The sequence below is a fragment of the Methylophaga pinxianii genome (assembly GCF_020447225.1).
GTDB classification, from domain to species: Bacteria; Pseudomonadota; Gammaproteobacteria; order Nitrosococcales; family Methylophagaceae; genus Methylophaga; species Methylophaga pinxianii.
On record NZ_JAJAEO010000189.1, the window covers coordinates 1 to 20,977 of the forward strand.

20 protein-coding genes are annotated in these 20,977 nt (G+C 45.5%); 3 read left to right on the forward strand and 17 right to left on the reverse strand.

Going from position 1 to position 20,977, the window contains the following annotated elements; translation table 11 throughout:
* Positions 1-94: 94 nt before the first annotated feature.
* The 17 genes from LGT40_RS15310 to LGT40_RS15390 form a co-directional block, all read right to left on the reverse strand.
* Entirely contained in the window at positions 95-3,901 is a 3,807-nt protein-coding gene (locus LGT40_RS15310; protein ID WP_226073643.1) for a YhdP family protein, read from the reverse strand.
* Between the two features lie 2 nt (positions 3,902-3,903).
* Positions 3,904-5,376: a ribonuclease G gene (gene rng, locus LGT40_RS15315; protein WP_226073641.1), complete on the reverse strand. Its 1,473-nt coding sequence runs from the start codon at positions 5,374-5,376 to the stop codon at positions 3,904-3,906.
* Positions 5,369-5,953, reverse strand: a complete 585-nt coding sequence (locus tag LGT40_RS15320; RefSeq protein ID WP_226073639.1) for a Maf family protein — start codon at positions 5,951-5,953, stop codon at positions 5,369-5,371. The genes rng and LGT40_RS15320 overlap by 8 nt, the downstream gene beginning before the upstream one ends.
* On the reverse strand, positions 5,950-6,420 hold the full coding sequence (rlmH, locus tag LGT40_RS15325) for a 23S rRNA (pseudouridine(1915)-N(3))-methyltransferase RlmH (RefSeq protein ID WP_226073637.1): 471 nt from the start codon (positions 6,418-6,420) through the stop codon (positions 5,950-5,952). The genes LGT40_RS15320 and rlmH overlap by 4 nt, the downstream gene beginning before the upstream one ends.
* The gene (gene rsfS / locus LGT40_RS15330) at positions 6,417-6,773 is read right to left on the reverse strand and encodes a ribosome silencing factor (RefSeq protein ID WP_226073630.1); all 357 of its coding nucleotides are present in this window, start codon (positions 6,771-6,773) and stop codon (positions 6,417-6,419) included. Before rsfS ends, rlmH begins: the two co-directional genes overlap by 4 nt.
* A 33-nt stretch (positions 6,774-6,806) precedes the next feature.
* A complete protein-coding gene (locus LGT40_RS15335) occupies positions 6,807-7,658 on the reverse strand; it encodes a YdcF family protein (protein WP_226073627.1) in 852 nt (283 codons plus the stop codon).
* Positions 7,658-8,323, reverse strand: a complete 666-nt coding sequence (gene nadD, locus LGT40_RS15340; RefSeq protein ID WP_226073625.1) for a nicotinate-nucleotide adenylyltransferase — start codon at positions 8,321-8,323, stop codon at positions 7,658-7,660. Before nadD ends, LGT40_RS15335 begins: the two co-directional genes overlap by 1 nt.
* The gene (locus tag LGT40_RS15345) at positions 8,304-9,560 is read right to left on the reverse strand and encodes a glutamate-5-semialdehyde dehydrogenase (protein ID WP_226073667.1); all 1,257 of its coding nucleotides are present in this window, start codon (positions 9,558-9,560) and stop codon (positions 8,304-8,306) included. The genes nadD and LGT40_RS15345 overlap by 20 nt, the downstream gene beginning before the upstream one ends.
* 29 nt (positions 9,561-9,589) lie before the next feature.
* Positions 9,590-10,621, reverse strand: a complete 1,032-nt coding sequence (gene holA / locus LGT40_RS15350) for a DNA polymerase III subunit delta (RefSeq protein WP_226073623.1) — start codon at positions 10,619-10,621, stop codon at positions 9,590-9,592.
* Between the two features lie 7 nt (positions 10,622-10,628).
* Positions 10,629-11,114, reverse strand: a complete 486-nt coding sequence (locus LGT40_RS15355) for an LPS-assembly lipoprotein LptE (RefSeq protein ID WP_226073621.1) — start codon at positions 11,112-11,114, stop codon at positions 10,629-10,631.
* Positions 11,115-11,132: 18 nt separating this feature from the next.
* On the reverse strand, positions 11,133-13,586 hold the full coding sequence (gene leuS, locus LGT40_RS15360; protein WP_226073620.1) for a leucine--tRNA ligase: 2,454 nt from the start codon (positions 13,584-13,586) through the stop codon (positions 11,133-11,135).
* A 158-nt stretch (positions 13,587-13,744) separates the two neighbouring features.
* Positions 13,745-14,131, reverse strand: a complete 387-nt coding sequence (locus LGT40_RS15365) for an H-NS histone family protein (RefSeq protein WP_226073618.1) — start codon at positions 14,129-14,131, stop codon at positions 13,745-13,747.
* A gap of 76 nt (positions 14,132-14,207) precedes the next feature.
* Positions 14,208-14,462 (reverse strand): YfhL family 4Fe-4S dicluster ferredoxin, encoded by a 255-nt coding sequence (locus tag LGT40_RS15370; RefSeq protein WP_226073616.1) that lies wholly within the window; start codon positions 14,460-14,462, stop codon positions 14,208-14,210.
* A 57-nt stretch (positions 14,463-14,519) separates the two neighbouring features.
* Positions 14,520-15,008, reverse strand: coding sequence for a pantetheine-phosphate adenylyltransferase (gene coaD, locus LGT40_RS15375; RefSeq protein WP_226073614.1), 489 nt, complete (start codon positions 15,006-15,008; stop codon positions 14,520-14,522).
* Positions 15,009-15,017: 9 nt separating this feature from the next.
* Positions 15,018-15,590, reverse strand: coding sequence for a 16S rRNA (guanine(966)-N(2))-methyltransferase RsmD (rsmD, locus tag LGT40_RS15380; RefSeq protein ID WP_226073612.1), 573 nt, complete (start codon positions 15,588-15,590; stop codon positions 15,018-15,020).
* Positions 15,574-16,875: a M16 family metallopeptidase gene (locus tag LGT40_RS15385; RefSeq protein WP_226073596.1), complete on the reverse strand. Its 1,302-nt coding sequence runs from the start codon at positions 16,873-16,875 to the stop codon at positions 15,574-15,576. The genes rsmD and LGT40_RS15385 overlap by 17 nt, the downstream gene beginning before the upstream one ends.
* Positions 16,865-18,226, reverse strand: a complete 1,362-nt coding sequence (locus LGT40_RS15390) for a M16 family metallopeptidase (protein WP_226073587.1) — start codon at positions 18,224-18,226, stop codon at positions 16,865-16,867. Before LGT40_RS15390 ends, LGT40_RS15385 begins: the two co-directional genes overlap by 11 nt.
* A gap of 63 nt (positions 18,227-18,289) precedes the next feature.
* Here LGT40_RS15390 and ftsY point away from each other — a divergent pair, with 63 nt between their 5' ends.
* Genes ftsY through ftsX form a run of 3 tightly spaced genes read left to right on the forward strand, consistent with a single transcriptional unit; the run spans position 18,290 to position 20,936 of the window.
* Entirely contained in the window at positions 18,290-19,351 is a 1,062-nt protein-coding gene (gene ftsY / locus LGT40_RS15395; protein ID WP_226073573.1) for a signal recognition particle-docking protein FtsY, read from the forward strand.
* Positions 19,351-20,013: a cell division ATP-binding protein FtsE gene (gene ftsE / locus LGT40_RS15400; protein WP_226073571.1), complete on the forward strand. Its 663-nt coding sequence runs from the start codon at positions 19,351-19,353 to the stop codon at positions 20,011-20,013. The genes ftsY and ftsE overlap by 1 nt, the downstream gene beginning before the upstream one ends.
* Complete coding sequence (gene ftsX, locus LGT40_RS15405; RefSeq protein ID WP_226073569.1) at positions 20,010-20,936, forward strand: permease-like cell division protein FtsX; 927 nt, start codon at positions 20,010-20,012, stop codon at positions 20,934-20,936. The genes ftsE and ftsX overlap by 4 nt, the downstream gene beginning before the upstream one ends.
* Positions 20,937-20,977: the final 41 nt, after the last annotated feature.

Genomic DNA, 20,977 nt, shown 5'->3' on the forward strand with positions numbered 1-20,977 from the left:
CATGGTGATTGGGTGTGATAGTTGTTTGTGGTGAACTACAATTATACCGAGTCACCATGCTGCTCAATATTTAACCACCAAAGATCAACAGACCCTAGGGTGTTTCAGGGCGATTCAACGATAGGTCCGGTTCATCCCAGGTACCGGTAAGACTATAGCGGTAACTGATCATATCGACCAGATCCCGGTCAAAGAGTCGGCCCGCAATACGATCCACCAGATAAATCGCTGTTCCAACCCCCAACCCTACAGGTCCGCCTGCAACTGCCCCGGCCAGCGGTAAGGAGGAGGAAACATTTGGCGTCACCACAACGGTTTGGTGGTAGGTTCTGTCAACAATGTTGATAGGACCAGTAACATCAATATTGGCACTCTCACCCTGCATTTTTAGATTATCAGTGACGGCCAGACCATTGGCGAAATCAAAATCGCCGCTGATTTCCCTGAAGGCAAAGCCTTTTCCAAAAAAGTCACTGAAGTCAAGTGCCAATCGCCGTGGAATAGCCGCAAAGCTCAATAAGCCGAAAATACGCCCGGCGGCACCTTGTTCAACATCAACTAATTGCCCATTATCAATTTGTAGATTTAGACTGCCCTGTAATTCAGCCAAAGACAAATTCAATGGTTCATCAGGCCAACTAAACTGACCGGTAACATCCACTTGATTGGACTGAATGGCCGGCTGATAGCCCAAGTCCATAAACAACCCTGCCAAGTCACTACTGGTCAGCTTTAGATTCAATTGGCTATTGTCGACCTGATTATTTTTTTGCCATATGCCATCCAGAATGGCCTGTAGTACGGAGGATTCTATACTGGCATTTTCCAACACCCAGCGGTCAGGTTGTTGAAGTGCACGAGCTTGCACTCTCCCCAATTGCATACCATCCACCGTCAAATTATCAATATTCAGCTGAAAACTCGGCCAAAGATCAGAACTGAATTTTTTACGTCCTGCATTTTCATTTGTCGATACAGGTAATTGCAGATCAACAAAGTCAAAATGCAATGTAGGTAATAAAGCGGTATCCATAGGCCAGCGAATATTCCCCCGCAATTGTCTCGATTGAACCTCCAGCTGCCAGATTTGATTTCTTTGAAATGCTTTTGACTGGACATCATTCAGCACCCACTGGTTAAAGCGCAGACTATCAACTGCTAACTCAACCTCAACAAGTGGCAGATTATCTTTTTCAGTAGTGGGAAACTCTGCTAACCATTGTTGATGCCACTGCGTCCAGTCTGATATTGATAAGTCATTGAGACGTGCTCTAACACGAATTCCTGCAGCCGGAAGCTCGGGATTGGGAAGGCCTATGGTTATCTCCCCTCTTGCCGCTTCCTCAAGTGACCAGACAGCTTGCAAGCTATCGTCATAATTCAGCTGAATAATGGACTGCTGTTGTGAATCCTCATTCAATTTGATATTGATTGTTCGAGTGTCTGATGCTTTTTTACCTAAAGGCTCTGGTGCATTTATCGTTAGCCCGGCTAAATCTGAAGTGACCTGTATATCGGTCTCAAATTCACCCATCGATTTCTCGCGGATTTCAATATCAGCCTGATAATCCGTAATTCCGTCGATAAATCCGGGCATCTTGCCCTGCCATAAAGCCGCTATCTGTTGGCTTTCTACCTCACCTTTAGCCGTCACTAAGATAGAATCTGCTTGAGGCACGACATTAATGGTCGCAGGTCTGGCAAAAACGTTGGCTGAAATGGCTTCGGCATTGACACCATCGTTATTAAAGAAAAGTTTTCCTTGAACATTCTCAACCGGCATTCCCGGCAATGTGGCCAAACTTATTTGACTGTTTTCAAAACTGACATGGCCATCCACCTCTGTGGCATCTGGATTAAGTAGTGGAATTTCCAGCTTTAAAGCAATATTGCTATTGCCCTGGGCACTGACCCAATCGGTCACTTCCCCGTAACGCGAGTTCAATGGGCTGATACGTAAAAAACTCAGAGCATCCTGAGTCGTCCCGGTTAACAGTCCAGTGAGATCGAGTACAGGCTTGCCTTTATAAACATTATTTATAACTGCATTGATATCGACAAAATTGAAACCGGCAATTTTGCCTGTTCGCGGCCGAATTTCTAACTGATTGCCAGTACTGTAGACTTGCCCCTCAATCGCTTCAAGCTCCGGCCACCCTTTACCATAATTCAGGCCGACATCACTGACATTCAGAGTCGCTTCAAATTTATTTTCAGCATCATCAGCGGTAAACGGGAACTGAGATAAATCGCCTTTTAATATGAGGCTGCCTGTTTGAATTTGCCCACTGGTATAGGCATTTTCAGCCCAGGCCAGATAATCCTGATCCAGAATTGACCTGGGCACATAACTTAACCATTTGGTGACATTCACATCCAGCATTTGGAGATTAATATCCGCAATTTTTACCTCTGCCTGCTGTTCAATACCGATCGCTCCCTGCAGCCTTAAATCATTGTTCCAAACATCAAGTTCCGTCATCTGAAACTGCCAGTTTTCCTGCTGCTTGCTCCAAACAAGATTCGCTTCGGCGACATCAAAATAAATAGCGTCAGGAAGCCAGGTTGGTGCAAATACGGTTAAATTCCGACTATTCATTAACACGTTTGCTGTACCAGGCTGCCAATCAAGTTGAAGACTTAGCCCTGTTACCCCAGGTACTTCGTCAACTGGCAGACTGGCAAACTCGTCTATCAGCATACTGGCAGATTGCGGTTCATTTTTATCATTCAATGTGAACCGCAATTGCCGAATATCACCGGCAGGTTGATATTGTGTGAGGATTGACGGAGCACTATCACTGAGTAAAGCCAGGTCAGTCACATCACTCAACCGTAAAAAACTACTCTCGGCAACTAAGCCATTGTGCTCTGAAAATTGCAGATGAATGGTTGACTGAGGCCAACTATCTCCTGCAATGGATAACTGTATCGGTTCAGCATTTAATTGCCATTCAGACCTAGTGCCTTGCCAGTTGAATTGGGCCATAAAACTGTCAATTTCAACGGCTTCCACTTCTGGTTTAGTCAAATTCGCCAGGCTCACATCACTGAGTTGAATTTGACCTCGCCATTGTTTTTTCATCATGGCGACAGCATCAAAACTCAGATCAGCCCGCCCACGCATTACTGAGACATCATGCCATTGTTGATCCATGAAAATAGTCGCCAATTGCAATCGACTAACGTCCAGCTGATTAAACTGCCAGTTTGAGATGCCTGCAGACGTTAAATACCCCTCAGCTGAGAAACTAAGTTGTTGCCCCAGATGATGTGGCAATTGAATTTCGCCAAGTAACCTTGATTTTTTGTCTTGAACCAATGCCAGCTGGTTTACATCGTACAATCCACTCAGTTGAGGTAATAACTCGTCTTCGTATTGAATTCTAGCTGACAACAATTCAATATCACGCCAGGTATGGATTTGCTCAATCCAGTCGATCTGTGAGGCATCAAATGTCTGCTCTGGCGACTTGCCTTGCAAGCCGATAAGACTTATCTCTCCACTGGCAGAACGTTGTATTCCCAATTGCAAACCGGAGACACGGGCCGAATCGACTACCAGTTCCCGCTGTTGCAAACTGGCAATAAGATCAACACCTATATAAAGCTCTTTTGCAGTAAACAGTTCGCCAATCTCAGGTTGGGCCTGCATCACAGCAATGTCGCCCACCATTAATTTGGGAAATAGATCAAACCAGTACAGTCCTGCTTCACCAATCTGAATCGGATAACCTGTTTTCTCGCTGGCCCAGGCAGCAATTTCATCCTTGCGCTCGGCAATAGCATTGGAGAACCAATAGGCTAACCCAACACAAACCAACATGATCACGGCAAGCAGGACCACAATATTGGTAAATTGTTTTCCGGCAATATGCAGGCTGCGGTGGAATAGCGACATAGCTACATCAACACCACATTAAATTGCTCACGACCATATTGAGGCTCACATTGAAACAAAATTGGCTTACCGATAAATTGTTCTAATTCAGCTACTTTAGTGGAATCTTCATCATTAAGCCGATCAATAACATCTTGAGAGGCTAATACCAAAAACTGTTTTGATTCATATTGCCGCGATTCTCGGAGAATTTCCCGGAAGATTTCATAACAGATCGTTTCCACATTTTTGGTATAGCCTCGGCCATCACAACAGGGGCAAGGTTCACAAAGAATATGCCCCAGGCTTTCGCGCGTACGTTTCCGTGTCATTTCCACCAGTCCAAGTTCGGACACCGCACTGATATTGTGTTTGGCGCGATCCAATTGCATGGCTTTTTCCAGTGTCCGCAAAACCTGCTCGCGATGGCTGACTTCTTCCATATCAATAAAGTCGATGATAATAATGCCACCGAGATTACGGACACGTAACTGCCTGGCAATGGCTTGAGCAGCCTCCAGGTTGGTTTTGAAAATCGTTTCTTCGAGATTTTTATGCCCGACAAAGCCACCAGTATTCACATCGACAGTGGTCATTGCTTCTGTTTGATCAAAAATCACATAGCCACCGGATTTCAGCGGAACTTTACGATCCAGTGCTTTCTGAATCTCGTCTTCCACACCGAATAAATCAAACAATGGGCGATCCCCCCGGTAATGTTCCAAGCGGGCAGCACATTCCGGCATAAAGCCTTCCGCAAACTGCTGGGCTTCTTTAAATGTCTCGGCGGCATCAATACGTATGCGTTCGATATCAGGCGAAAACAGGTCGCGTAAGGCTCGCAATGTTAACGGCAGATCCTGATACAGAGCTTCACCACATTGGGTACTGGTAACGCGCTGGCGTAACTTTTCCCATAATCGATGCAGAAACTCCAGATCCGCGCGTAATTCTGCGTCACTGACACCTTCCGCCGCTGTCCGTAAAATGTAACCACCTTGCTGATCACCCAGCAGGTCCGATAAACAGTTTTTCAGCCGCTCGCGTTCCGCTTCACCCTCAATTTTCAATGATATCCCAATGCCTTCCGCTTCAGGCATATACACCAGATACCTTGATGATGCTGATAATTGTGTCGTTAGACGTGCACCTTTACTGCCCATGGGATCTTTAATCACTTGCACAAGAAGCTCATCCCCTTCACGCAATAGGCTGGTGATCGGCGGGGTAATTCGTGGAGCTTCTTTTAAGTCGCCAGACTGGCCTTTAGGTATGGAAATATCCGAAGCATGTAAAAAAGCTGCGCGGGCTAATCCGATCTCGACAAAAGCCGCCTGCATTCCGGGCAACACCCGACAGACTTTTCCTTTGTATATATTGCCGACCAAGCCACGGTGTTCACTTCTTTCTATGAAAATTTCTTGTAATACGCCGTTTTCCACCACCGCCGCTCGGGTTTCACTTGGCGTCACATTGATCAGAATTTCACTACTCATGGACCATATTTACCTGTTGTAAAAGCTGACTGGTTTCAAATAAGGGCAACCCCATTACACCAGAGTAGCTTCCGCTGATTTTTTCTATAAACATCGCCGCCAATCCCTGAACCGCATATCCTCCAGCTTTATCTTGTCCCTCGCCAGTTGCCAGATACCAGTTAATTTCAGCTTCAGTAAGCGTTTTGAACTGTACATCACTTATTTGTAAGCTTAGCCAATGTTGCTGCTGCCAGACTATCGCTACAGCACTCAATACCTGATGTTGATTGCCAGATAATAGTTTTAAAAACTCTCTAGCTTGCTGCGAATTGACCGGTTTGCCGAGAATTTGTTTTGAAGGCAACACAACAGCAGTATCGGCCCCTATCACCGGACGATAATCAGCCTGTAAGGTACACCAGCCGGCTGACGCTTTGGCTAACGCAATACGCCTGGCGTAATCAGGCGGTGATTCTGCGGTATAAACCGTTTCATCTACTGATACATTTAAGACAGAGAAATCGACTCCGATTTGTTTCAGGAGTTCACGACGACGCGGCGAAGCCGAGGCAAGATAGACTGGCGGAAATTTCATGCGCGATGGTAAGGATGATTCTGCAAGACCGTCCAGGCACGATACAATTGCTCTGCAACCACAATACGAACCAACGGATGGGGCATAGTCAAATTAGATAAAGACCATTTTTGATCTGCGCGTTGCTGACATTCGAGGGATAACCCATCCGGACCACCAATTAATAAGCTGACATCGCGCCCCAATGTCTGCCAGTTTTTCAATTGTTCGGCCAGTTGCTCGGTTGACCAGTTACGGCCACCGACTTCTAATGCAATCACATAGTCATTTTCGGGTAAAGCCGTCATGATGCGTTTACCTTCTTCCTGCATCCATTGCCCGGAACTACCCGATTTACCACGTTTTGCTGGAACTATCTCTTGCAGAATCAGCTGACATTCCCGTGGCATACGCCGGGCATATTCGTTATAACCTTCCGTTACCCACTGCGGCATTTTCTGCCCAACAGCAAGCAAGTTCAGTTTCATTCATTTTCTGCCGAAGCACTTTGCGTGACTTCAGCGACAGACCATAATTTTTCCAGATTGTACGTCGCTCTGGTTTGCGGCGTCATAATATGTGCAATCACGTCACCTAAATCTACCAGTGCCCATTCGCCAACATCCTCACCTTCCATTCCCAAAGGTTGGACACCCGCTGCTTTCGCCTGTGATGACACTTCATTTGCTAACGCTTTTACCTGTCTGGTGGATTTACCTGTGGCGATAATCATAACATCGGTCACGTCAGTCATGCCGGTGACATCCAGAACGGTAATATCTTCTGCTTTAATGTCTTCCAGTGCGTCTATTACTAATAATTTCAGTTGTTCTGCCTTCATGGGCACTCCAAATAATAAATTTTGTTGTTAAGTTTAACGTATGTCGGCCTGCGAGTCTGTGGTGGTTTCAACCAAGCGTTTTGTAGGTATATCTGGAAACCATTGACTGGTTTTCCCTGTAATGAAATACGCTGTAAGTCCGACCCATTCACGCCATGCAGGTTCTAGTTTTTCGAATTGTTCAAATAAGGCAAAGTCCATTTGACGTGATTCACCCGTCTGACTTCGATAGTCGACCGGATACGGTACGACAGAAATTCCCTGTTTTTCAGCAATACCTACCGATCGTGGCATATGGTAGGCTGATGTCACCAAAAGATACTGACCATTTCTCTTGGGTATAACGGTTTTTAAACGTTGGAAATTTTCATAGGTATTTCGGGATTGAGACTCAATGATAAGTCTTTTCTCCTCAACCCCCACCATGGTCAGTAGTTCATGGCTTAGTTCAGCAGGGGTTGTGCCCGCATCAAATCGCAATAAATTATTGCCCCCTGTAAAGATGATGGGGCTATCAGGATACTGTTTGGCTAACAATGCTGCACCAAAATATCGGTCACTAGCCTGGCCAACCTGCGGTTGTTGCCAGCTAATGGTTGTTTTTATATCTTCACCACCGCCCAGAACAATAATGCCATCAATATTCTCTGGCAACTGTTCTGGCTGGCTGATTCGAGCTTCCAATGGATAAATTAACCAATCCCCCAAAGGAAAGATTATCAAACTTAAGCTGAATAACAACGCCGGAAACAAAAAACGTAGAGCAACTTTACGATAACCAAACAATAAAAACACCGTGCCCAAAACCAGCAGTAAATTCAGCACCATCAATGGACTGAGAATCGCCCAAGCTAATTTTGATAACACAAAAAACAGTTGTTCCATCAAATCTCACTGGCTTTTGATCGGTAAAGTCCTAATTGTTCAATCACCGTAATAACTGATTCCGGTAATAAAAAGTTGACCGGCTTTCCCGCCATCAGGTCTTCGCGAATTTGTGTGGCAGAAATTGCCAACGGTGTTACCTTCAACGGCCAAATCATACCTGAACTCAGTAACCTATCTTCAGTTTTGGCTAAATGTTGCTGATACCAGTGTTGCAGGTCTTCTTGCAGATCCAGAGTTTCATCAGGGCGTTGAACTACTACAATATGCGCTAATTGCAAAATTTGTTGCCAGCGTGACCAACTCTTTATACCCCGAAAAGCATCCGTTCCCAAAATAAGAAATAAAGGGTTGTCGACAAACTCTTCCCGCAAACTGAGTAGCGTATCCACCGTGTAAGAAGGCCCTTCACGATGCAGTTCACGGTCATCGACTAATAGTTGTGGAACGTATTTAACCGCCAGCTCCAGCATCAACCGTCTGGCATCCGCACTGGCCATTGTGTCCTGCCGATGTGGCGGTATGGCGCAGGGAATCAAGCGTACATGATTTAACTCTAACTGCTGGCAAACTTCCAGAGCCGAACGTAAATGTCCAAAATGTACGGGATCAAAGGTACCGCCCAGAATGCCTATCGCATCGGATTTATTTTCTGATTTGACCACTACCAAACACTATCCATTTTTGTGATGTCAAACCATTTAAACCCACCGGGCCACGGGCATGCAATTTATCAGTAGAAATACCAATCTCAGCTCCCAGCCCATACTCAAACCCATCTGCAAACCGTGTTGACGCGTTCACCAATACCGAACTGGAATCCACCTCCTGCAGAAAACGTCTGGCTGTATCGTAGTTATTGGTCACAATACTTTCGGTATGCGCTGAACTGTGCTGGTATATGTGCAGCATGGCATCATCCACATTGGCCACTATTTTGATCGAGAGAATGGGCGCTAGATATTCGGTATCCCAGTCGGCCTCAGTCGCCACATTAATATTTGGCAAAATTTGCAAGGTCGAATTACAGCCGCGTAATTCAACACCTTCCTTGAAAAAACGATCTGCCATTGCTGGTAAAAATGCTTTCGCTATATCCACATGAACCAATAAGGTTTCCATTGCATTGCAAACACCATAACGATGGCATTTGGCATTAAACGCAATCTCTTGTGCCATGGACAAATCTGCTTCAGCATCCACATACACATGACAGATTCCATCCAGATGTTTAATCACCGGTACACGCGCATCCTGACTGATACGTTCAATCAGATTTTTCCCTCCTCGGGGCACAATGACATCGACATATTCAGGCATGGTAATCAATTGGCCGACAACTTCGCGATCAGTGATTTCAACAACTTGAACCGCTGTAATTGGTAAACCAGCCTGTTTTAATCCCTGATGAATGCAGGCAGCCACTGCCTGATTCGAGTGAATCGCTTCGCTGCCTCCGCGTAAAATTGTTGCATTGCCGGATTTTAAACAAAGACCTGCTGCATCCGCAGTCACATTCGGTCTTGATTCATAAATAATGCCGATAACGCCTAATGGCACGCGCATTTGCCCAAGCTGAATACCGGAAGGTCGATAACGCATATCACTGATTTCGCCGATAGGGTCAGGTAAAGCTGCAATTTGTTCAAGACCCTCAGCCATTGATTCAATGCGGGCATCGGTCAATGTCAGCCGGTCCAGCATCGCAGCGTCCAGGCCTTTGGCTTTCCCGGCATCTAAATCCAATTGATTAGCATTTTTTAATACTGCTGCCTGGTCTCGAATGGCCTTGGCCATCGCCATTAAGGCGGTATTTTTATCACTGGTTGTTGCACGAGCCAAAACTCGGCTGGCTTCACGAGCTTGTTGACCCAATTTTTGCGTATAGGCTGCGACGTCCACAGCTCTCTCCTCTTTTAATTTTTCTGCTTTCATGTTTGCTGCAATTGCATTGGCACACCAGCAACCTGTAAACACAATGTCGTCAACATCCGCCATGCATTGTCATCTCCACCACCTTTTGCAGCCCGATCAATCGCCGCCATTTGCGGTAAAAATGCCCGCCACTCAGCGGCTGAATGTCGACGTAAGCCTGATTGAATCAAAGGCCTGGCCTTATCCCAAACGGGTGGTTTCTGACTGGCAAAGACTTGCGCCGCCTGGGTACCATTTTCAAGCTGAACAGCCATATCAATCATTCGATGTAAAGACCAGGATACAGCGGAAAATACTGCCAGCACATCATTACCCTCAGCCTGTAACATTCTTAACATACGCGGAATTTTGGCAGACTGGCCGGTATAGACCGCATCCATCAGTGAAAATGCCTCAAATCGCGCACTGTCAGCCACGCTATCTATCAATAACTGTTCATCGACATGGCCATCAGGACTGAGTAAAACCAGTTTGTCGATTTCCTGAGCGGCAGCGAAAAGATTGCCTTCTGTTCGCTCTGCCAGCAAATTCGCCACCGAGGGTGTGCTTTGCAACCCTTTTTGGCGCATTCGTTGCTGAATCCATCGAGGCAACATCTCAATGCCAACAGGCCAGACTGGGATACTAATGCCGGCATTTTCAAGTGCGCTAAACCATTTGCTCTTCTGTTGCTGAGGCGTCAGTTTTCCGGTGATGAGTAACAAAAAAGTATCCGTGACGGGCTGCTCGGCAAACTGTCGCAGAAACTCTCCTCCCTCTTTGCCAGGGGCACCTGAAGGGAGTCTGATTTCAATCAGCTTTTGAGAAGCAAATAAAGACAAACTGTCATCCGCAAATCTGAGTTTTGACCAGTCAAATCGTGCATCAGCATGCCAAACCTGTCTTTCGGATATTCCATGTGCTCTTGCTTGCTGACGGATTTGATCGGCAGTTTCTTCTACTAATAGCGCCTCATCACCAAAAACCACGCTGATGACCGGCAGACTATGTTGTAGTTGTGAGTTAAGCTGTTCTGCCTTGACTCGCATCAGTCAATCAATCCAGTGCGGATAATCGACGAACGATTGCCTGACTTATCTGTTTTTGCATCTCGTCGCGTAACAGACGTTCCTCTCCATCACGACCCAATACCTGCTCTTGGTCAAACTGATAGTCACGTCTCGCTTCAAAACTTTCGTTGTCGATTAATTTATTTTGCTGGTTATCGGTCAACTGAAAAGAAACTTCCAAAATCAGTTCATATTCACTGACTTTTGCATTGCCTCCAACCGACAATACCAGTCGCTGGTAACGGTTTCGCACAAAAGTAAGTACCGCCGCTCCCTCACTGTATTCATCAATGACATTAACACCATTACGGCGTAGAGTGCGTTTGAGCTCCAGACCTAGTCCATCACGCATACTGATACCCTGAATATGCAAAGTCTGAATACTTGCAGGCAGGTCCGCTGCACCACGCAACTGAAAACCACACGCGACGATCAGCATCGATAAACCGGCAATAATCAGTTTTTTCAACATCAATGTTTCCTTTATTTATCAGCCGATAACGATATTGATCAGCCTGCCTGGTACCAGAATAACTTTACGAATGGTTTTACCATCAATATAGCGTTGTACATTCTCATCAGCGAGGACCTGCGGTTCAATATCACCTTGTTGAGCGTTTACATCGACCATCAATTTTGATCGAAGTTTACCATTGACCTGAATCATCAGCTCGATTTTGTCCTGCTTTAATGCATCTGCATCTACCTCAGGCCATGCAGCATCAATAACCGCATGGTCATGTCCTAATTGTGCCCACAAAACATGACTGATATGCGGCGTAATGGGTGCCAACATTAACACCACCAGTTCCAAAACTTCCTGACGGACTGCCCGCGCCTGTTCATTTTGCTCAGTAAATTTTGCCAAGGCATTCATCAACTCCATCACAGCCGCAATAGCAGTATTGAATGTATGGCGGCGTCCTAAATCATCGCCCACCTTTGTCAGAGTTTGATGAGCCAACCGGCGTAAATCTGTTGCGGCTTCGGATAAATCGTTAAACGTTTTTTCCGGAACAGCACCAGCTTCGGTATGCTCATGCACACTACGCCATAACCGTTTCAGGAAACGATTCGCCCCTTCGACAGCATTATCCGACCATTCCAGCGACATTTCAGGTGGCGCCGCAAACATCATGAACAAACGCGCTGTATCAGCACCGTATTCATCTATCAAGGCTTGCGGATCAACCGTATTCCCTTTGGACTTGGACATTTTGGCACCATCCTTTAGTACCATGCCCTGAGTCAACAGGTTCTTGAAGGGTTCGTCTCCACTAACCAATCCTTCATCCCGCAATAATTTATGGAAGAACCGAGCATAAAGTAGATGTAATACAGCGTGCTCAATACCGCCGATATACTGGTCAACTGGCAACCAGTAGTCAGCCCGCTGATCCAGCATGGCTTCATGATTATCGGCACTGGTAAAACGCGCGTAATACCAGGAAGACTCAAAGAAAGTATCAAAAGTATCGGTTTCCCGTCGTGCCGGCTTGCCACATTCAGGACAATCGCATTGATAAAACTCAGGCATGGATTTTATCGGCGATCCGGACCCATCAACGACCACGTCTTCTGGTAACAATACTGGTAAATCACTTTCAGGCACTGGCACTGCACCACAGCTATCACAATAGATAATCGGAATGGGTGTGCCCCAGTAACGTTGACGTGAAACGCCCCAATCTCTTAAACGATAATTAACCTGACGTTCACCTTTGCCGAGAGTGGTTAATTCATCCGCTATCGCCTCAAATGCTTCTACCGAAGTCAGACCGGTAAATTGCGCCGAGTTCACCAGGCGCCCTTTTTCAGTGAAGGCAGCCTCATGCAAATTAATCTCTGCATCATCCACTGGTGCAATTACCTGGCGGATAGGCAAGGCATATTTTTGAGCAAATTCGAAATCACGCTGATCATGGGCAGGCACTGACATGACTGCACCAGTGCCATAGCCCATTAAAACAAAGTTTGCGACCCAAACCGGAAGTCGTTCTCCACTAATTGGATGAATCACCGATACGCCGGTGGCCATGCCTTTTTTCTCAGCAGTTTCCAGTGCCGCTTCAGTGGTATCGGTTTTTTTACATTCTTCGATAAATTGCTGAAGCTGCGCATTGGTTTGAGCCATATGCAAAGCGATTGGATGTTCAGCTGCAATCGCAACATAACTGACGCCCATCAAGGTATCTGGCCGCGTGGTGTATACCGCAATATCTTCATTACTGTCCGCGACGGCAAATGTTAGTTGAACACCTTCCGAACGACCAATCCAGTTAGACTGCATGGTTTTAACCTGCTCCGGCCAACCAGACAGCTGTTGCAGATCATCCCGCAGAGCTTCGGCATAATCAGTAATCTTCATGAACCATTGTGGAATTTCGCGGCGCTCAACCAGAGCCCCGGAACGCCAACCCCGACCGTCAATAACCTGTTCATTTGCTAATACAGTTTGATCGACCGGATCCCAGTTCACCGCAGCTGTTTTGTTATAGACCAGGCCTTTTTTGAATAAACGGACGAAAAGCCACTGTTCCCAGCGGTAATAATCGGGTTTGCAAGTAGCAATTTCTCGATCCCAGTCATACGCCAATCCCAGTCGTTGTAACTGACCGCGCATATAATCGATATTTTTATATGTCCAGTCGGCCGGTGGCACCTGGTGTTTTAAAGCGGCATTCTCTGCAGGTAAGCCAAAGGCATCCCACCCCATTGGCTGCAGAACATTTTTTCCCAGCATGCGCTGGTAACGTGAAATAACATCGCCAATTGTATAATTGCGCACATGCCCCATATGCAGTTGACCACTGGGATAGGGAAACATTGACAGGCAATAAAATTTTTCTTTACTGGGGTCTTCTACAGCACGAAAAGTTTGATGTTGTTGCCACCAGCTTTGGACATTGGTTTCGATCACATCTGGGCGATAATCAGCTTGCATGGGTTCTCTTTGTGAATATGGTGCAGGAAAGGTGAAAGGATACCTCAGCAACAGAAATGCCGAAAGCATCTAATGCTTCACTGACATTCAGCTGATGGATTAATGTAATCCGTGAAATAGACAAAGTGCAGTTTATCGACTGCACTCAGCAGGCATGTCTAGATTTTAAATTCTTCGAGCTTACGTCCACGGTTAAGTTCTTCAACCAACCACAAAGGACGCTTACCAAACCCTTTCCAGGTTTTTTGCGGATCTTCTGGATGACGGTATTTATCTGCACTTTCAGCACGTGGCTTACGCGCACCAGATAAACCCACACGCATATTTTTAGCCACGGCTGTTAATGCTTCTGCCGGCGTCACTTTTTTATCTTTTGCCAGAGCTCTTACTGCATCAGCTACCGCAACAACATCACTGTCTTTACTGTTAAGTTCGGCGACTTTTTTGGTTTTCAGTTTTTTAATTTGTTTTTTTGACTGACTAATCAATTTTTGTAGTTCTTGTTCAGAAAGCTTTTCCAATTGCATAGCAGATAAAGTACTCATCGAATTACCTTTAATTTAGGAAATATAAAAACGAAATAATATCAATACTGATAACTTTGTCTATTTGAAAAGTTTATTAATTCCCGGCAGAAACTAATATTTTATATTTTGCATAAAGTTGATCATGGGATTCAACATTATCAGGATCTTTTGGAATGCAATCCACAGGACAGACTTCAACACATTGCGGGGTATCAAAATGTCCCACACATTCTGTGCATAAAGAGGGATCAATTTCATAAATCTCCTCCCCTTGCGAAATTGCACCATTAGGGCATTCCGGTTCGCATACATCACAATTAATGCATTCGTCAGTAATAAACAGAGACATGCTTTACTCCGATAACTCAATATTAAGCGGTAATGAAACCGGTAAATTTTAACTCGACTATTTTTTGACGGCTAGCTGTTGCTTTAATGCCTCTTGTACACAGGGAGCGACAAACTGGGACACATCACCACCCAAAGCGGCTATTTGTCTGATCAGGCTGGACGAAATAAATGTAAATTGTTCGGCAGGAGCTAAAAATAAGGTTTCTACTTCTAATTGCAACCGACGATTCATTGCGGCTAATTGAACTTCATATTCAAAATCAGAAACGGCTCGCAACCCGCGTATTATCACCGATGCATTCCGTTGCATTGCATAATCAACTAACAAACCATCAAAACTGGTTATTTCTATATTTGGAAGATCAACTAACGTTTGTTGTGCTAAAGCTAAGCGTTGTTCAATCGAAAATACTGGTTTTTTTCCTGTATCTGCCGCGACAGCTATGATGACTTTTTCAAATAAACGACTGGCACGCTGAACCAGATCTGTATGCCCATGTGTAATGGGATCAAATGTTCCGGGATAAATGGCGGTAATTGACATGCCAAAACCTTATTGCATTGCAAATAAGCAATATCTTACATCACCTGCTTGTTTATCTTTAATTAAATGCCAATTATCGGGAAACTGTTCAAGATTGTGATATTTATTACATTCCAGATAGACCAGACTTTTTGGATGCAACAAGTTGTTACGAGTTAACAAATCCGCCATCTCATTCCATAAATTTGCATCAAATGGCGGATCCAGAAATACAATGTCATAAGGCTTCGACGCTTGGTTTAAAAACTGCTGGGCGGGTTGTCTGAATAAGGTACATTGCTCTGCCGCTAACATGGTTTTATTGGCTTGCAGCTGTTTATAAGCTTGCAAATCGAGCTCAACCATATCCACTTTCTCAGCGCCCCTTGAAGCGGCCTCAAAGCCTAATGCACCGCTTCCACTGAACAGATCGATACACACTGCTCCGGGTAAATAAGCTTGCAGCCAATTAAACAAGGTTTCACGAATACGATCCGGTGTGGGTCTTAATCCCTCTATCACCGGAAAAGCCAATCGTCTCCCCCGCCATTGGCCGCCAATAATACGTACCGATTGACGCGTCGACTTACTCAGTTTCGCCACCGACCAGCACCGTTACCATTTTTTGAGGATAAATACGTTTTTTATAAGCCGCTTTTATTTGCTCAACTGTCACGGCATTCACTCTTGAGTTAAATGTTTCCAAATGATCCAGCGGTAATTGGTAAAAGCCCATCATCGCCAGATAATCAGCAATTTTACTGTTGCTGTCCAAGCGTAAAGCAAATCCACCCGTAATATTTTTTTGTGCGGCTATAAGCTGATCTTCCGTGGGACCTTGCTCCACATAATCCATCACAGTCTGTTTTAATACTTCCAGAGCCTGATCTGCCTGGTCGTTACGAGTCTGCAAACCAAATTGATAAGGTCCAGCCTCTCGCATCGGTCTGAAATAACTGTAGGCACTATAAGACAGGCCACGCTTTTCACGGATTTCATTGCTGATAATGGACACCAAACCACTGCCGCCCAGAATGTGATTACCGACATAGAGTGGGAAAAAATCTGCATCATCACGGGTTAAACCAGGTTGTCCCATCAGAATTGTGGTTTGACTGGATGGATAAGGTAGGCGAACTTCACGCGCCGTTTCGAGTGGTTCAACGGCAGGTAGCGCAGGCGCTTTGGTACCAGCAGGCAAAGCACTTGAAATTTTTTCTGCCAAGGATTTCGCCTGTTTGATATCGGCATCGCCCACAATGACCAACACAGCATTGTTAGCCACATAGTACTGTTGATAAAACTGCTGCAAATCAGCAATAGTTATCTCATTGACCGAAGCTTCTGTACCCATTGGCATGGTTGAATATGGATGATCCCCATACAATTGTTGATAAAAAGCACGCTCTGCAATGGCTGAAGGTGACTGTTTTTCACCTTGTAGACCGGTTTTGACTTGGTTAATAAGACGTTCAAAGGATTTTTCAGGAAAAGCTGGCTGACTGACCACTTCAACAAATGTATCAATGGCAGGTTCCAGTGCATCCGGTTTTGATAGACTTCGCAAACTCATTACCGCCATATCACGCTCAGATTCGGCACTGAATTCGGCACCGACATCATCAAACGCAGTGGCAATTGCATCCGTATCTTTATTCTGGGTGCCTTGATTAAGCATCGCACTAGTCAATAATGCTACCCCGCCTTTAGGATCCCGTGCCGCACCGGCATCAAAGACGAGGCGAATATCCAGCATCGGTAACTCCTCAGCCTTGACAAAATACACCTGAGTGCCTTTGGACGTTTGCCAGTTTTCTATCTGTGGGCTGGCAGAAACTGAAAAGGCCAGTAAAAGTCCGGATAAAAATAAAGAGAACTTAACGAACATGTGGATCTCCAGAAGTTGGACGTGGTGTAGTGTGATCAGTCGGCATTGGGATCAGCTCTGCAACCGTGAGTCCGTCATCAATAAAATATTTTTTTGCCACTTGCTGTACTTGTTCAGCCGTTATTGCACTGATTTTATCCGGATAGCTGTCGGCCAGCCTCCAGTCCAAACCGACTGTTTCAAGCATTCCCAGTTGCATCGCTTGATAAAAAACACTATCAAGCTGATAAACTGAACTGGCAATCACCTGGGTTTTCACTCGCTGTAATTCTGCCTCGGTGACCGGTGACTGTTTGACTTTATCGATCTGCTCAAAAATGGCTTGCTTAACATCGTCAATCGTTTTGCCCTGAGCAGGTGTACCAGCAATAGTAAAAACATCGTCCAGGCGAGAAAATGCGCTGTTATACGCACTGACACCTGAGGCCACTTGTTGTCCCCGAACCAGTTCGCGAGCAAACCGACTGCTGGCACCACCATCCAAAATTCCTGCCATTACATCCAGTGCATAGGGTTCCCATTCTTCCGCTGCAGTAGTCACTACAGGTACTTTCCAACCCATCATTAAATAGGGAAGTTCCGCCGGCGCTTTCAATTCCACTGTCCGCTTGCCACGCTGCGTCACTTCAATCTGAGGTTTTACAGTGGCGAGCTCTTCTGGTTGTAGCGGGCCAAAATATTTTTGTGCCAATTGATAAACTGCGTCTGGTTCCACATCACCCACTACCACGACAGTGGCATTATTGGGGGCGTACCACATTTGATACCACTTACGCAGATCATCCGGATTATAGTGATTAATGTCATTCATCCAACCAATGACCGGGTGATGATAAGGACTGTTCACAAATGCCGCAGCATTCATCGCCTCACGTAATAAAGATTGTGGATTGTCATCAGTACGCATGCGTCGTTCTTCGGCGACCACCTCACGCTCTTTAAGCAACTCGGCATCATCAATCACCAGATTGCGCATTCGCTCGGCTTCAAGACGAAAACTGATTTCCAAACGTTCTTTTTCCAGTGTCTGAAAATAGGCTGTGTAATCACGTCCAGTAAAGGCATTTTCAGAGCCACCGTTTTCAGCAATAATTCGGGAAAACTCGTTTGGTCCGAGATTTTCAGTTCCCTTGAACATCATATGTTCAAGAATGTGTGATATGCCGGTAATGCCATTGTGCTCGTAACTTGAGCCGACTTTATACCAGACCTGCGAAACGACTACCGGTGCCCGGTTATCTGGCTTGACCAGCAATTTAAGACCATTGTCCAGCTGATATTCACTGACTTGTGCAAAGCCAATGACAGGCACTATCAGCAGTGCCCATACAATTTTTTTTAAGGTGTGCATCTGCATCTCACAATTGATCACATGATAAGATTAATAATCGAACACTAACGACAAACCGAGATTATGTTTAGTTTCCTCAGAAAAAAAGCCAAACCCAGCGAAATCAGCAGCGAGGAACAAAACCTCACTGAACAGCAGTCAGCCGCACATGATGCGGAAATTGCCGCAGATACTCAAGCCAGCGATGAACAAGGTTCAGTCGGTTTCTTTGGTCGTCTCAAACAAGGACTAAGCCGCAGTAGCGCCAAACTGACAGAAGGCTTTGCCGACTTGGTGCTGGGCAGAAAAACCATTGATGATGATTTACTTGAAGAGCTGGAAACCCAATTACTGAGTGCTGATCTGGGAATAGAAGCCACTCAGACCATCATTAATGATTTAACACAGCGCGTTGCCCGCAAACAGCTTAATGATCCCGAGGCATTATTCGCCGCCATGCATGCAGACATGGTCGACATTCTTAAACCGGTGTGCAAACCGCTTCACATTCCATCCTCAAATACGCCTTTTGTGATTCTGATGGTGGGTATTAACGGCGTGGGTAAAACCACAACCATTGGTAAGCTGGCCAAACAGTTCCAATCAGAAGGCAAAAAAGTCATGCTGGCTGCAGGCGATACCTTTCGTGCCGCCGCTGTTGAACAACTGCAAGTATGGGGAGAACGCAATCAAATCCCGGTGATTGCGCAGCAAAAAGGGGCTGATTCTGCCTCAGTTATATTTGATGCCCTGCAAGCCGCCAAAGCCCGGCAGATGGATATTTTAATTGCTGATACAGCCGGACGGTTACACACTCAATCCAATCTGATGGAAGAACTCAAAAAAGTAAAACGGGTTATGGCCAAACTGGATGCTGATGCTCCACATGAAATCATGCTGGTACTGGATGCAGGCACCGGACAAAATGCATTATCGCAAGCGGAGCAGTTTCACCAGGCTATTGGCCTTACCGGCATTTCCCTGACGAAGCTGGATGGCACAGCCAAAGGGGGCATCATTTTTGCCATCGCCAAAAAAGTCGGCTTGCCAATTCGGTATATCGGTGTCGGGGAAAAGATCGATGATTTGAGAACCTTCGAGGCGGAGGATTTTGTCGATGCATTACTGGGTCGTGAAATACAATAATGATACGTTTTGAACAAGTTTATAAACGCTATGAAAGTCAGCAGGAGGCGCTCTCCGGTTTAAGCTTTGAGTTACTGTCTGGCGAAATGGCTTTTTTAACGGGGCATTCTGGCGCAGGTAAAAGTACTTTGCTTAAACTTATCGCTTTGATTGAACGTAGTTCTCACGGCCAAGTTATCGTGAATAATCAAAATCTCAACCGACTGCCGAAATGGAAGATCCCTTATTATCGTCGTAAGATAGGTCTGGTGTTTCAGGAACATAATCTGCTTCATGATCGTACTGTATTTGATAATGTTGCTTTGCCACTCATTATCGCCGGGGAAAATCATCGTGAAATAGGTCGTCGAGTTAGAGCGGCTTTGGATAAAGTTGGCTTACTGGGTAAAGAACGTAGTCTCCCCATAGCACTTTCAGGTGGTGAACAGCAGCGCGTTGGTATCGCTCGCGCAGTGGTGAATCGTCCGCCCGTTCTATTGGCTGACGAGCCAACAGGCAACCTTGATCCAGAGTTATCTCGTGAAATCATGCATTTGTTTGAACAGTTTAATCAGGTTGGCGTCACCGTCTTTATTGCCAGCCATGATCAGGATTTGATCAATCAATTACCTTACCGACACATTACCCTGCAACAGGGAAGACTTGCAGAAAACCATTCATGAAACTATTGAATATTCATAATTACCTGTTACGTCATGTACAGGTCATGCTTTCCAGTCTGGGCGAGTTGTGGCGTCAACCTGTCGCCACCTCAATGACGTTGCTCGTTATCGGTATTGCGTTACTGTTACCCGCCGGTTTGTTTGTCATTTTGAAGAATGTCGAACAAGTGAGCGGAGAATGGCAGCATGCCAATCGCATTTCTTTGTTTTTGCAAAATGAGATTAGTGATAAGCGTGGTGAGCAGCTAGCAGAGCAGCTTCGGACTTGGCCAGATATTGTCGAAGTTTCGTTTCAGTCTGCTCAACAGTCTTTAAACGAATTTCGTGAAATCTCTGGGCTGGAAAGTCTGCTCGACACTTTACCCAGCAATCCCCTTCCAGCCGTTATTGTTATTGAACCAGCAGAAGATCAACAACAAGAAGCCATTGAGGCCCTTTTAGCGAGGCTTGCGGCCTTACCTGAGGTTGATTTGGCGCAGCTTGATATGCAATGGCTGCAACGTCTGCGCAGTATTAACGAAACCGCGCAAAGGGGTATTACAATCCTGGCTTTTTTATTATCATTAAGTGTATTGCTGGTTATTGGGAATACCATTCGGCTTGCTATCCTTAATCGTCAAACGGAAATCCGTGTCATTAAGTTAGTTGGCGGTACCAATACTTTTGTCAGGCGACCATTTTTATACACAGGAATGTGGTATGGGTTACTCGGTGGTGTACTGGCATGGATCACCCTGCTGATTAGCCTGATTATTATCAGTGGCCCGATTGACGAATTGGCCACCTTATATGACAGTCAGTTCCAATTGAAATGGTTTGCTGGTCAAATGTTATTTGCATTACCGATTTGTGGTTTGCTGCTTGGGATACTGGGAGCATGGCTTGCGGTAAGTAGACATTTAAACGCAATTGAGCCAAGCTAGGCATATACCGAAACTTTCTATCCCAATAGCATTCTAATAGA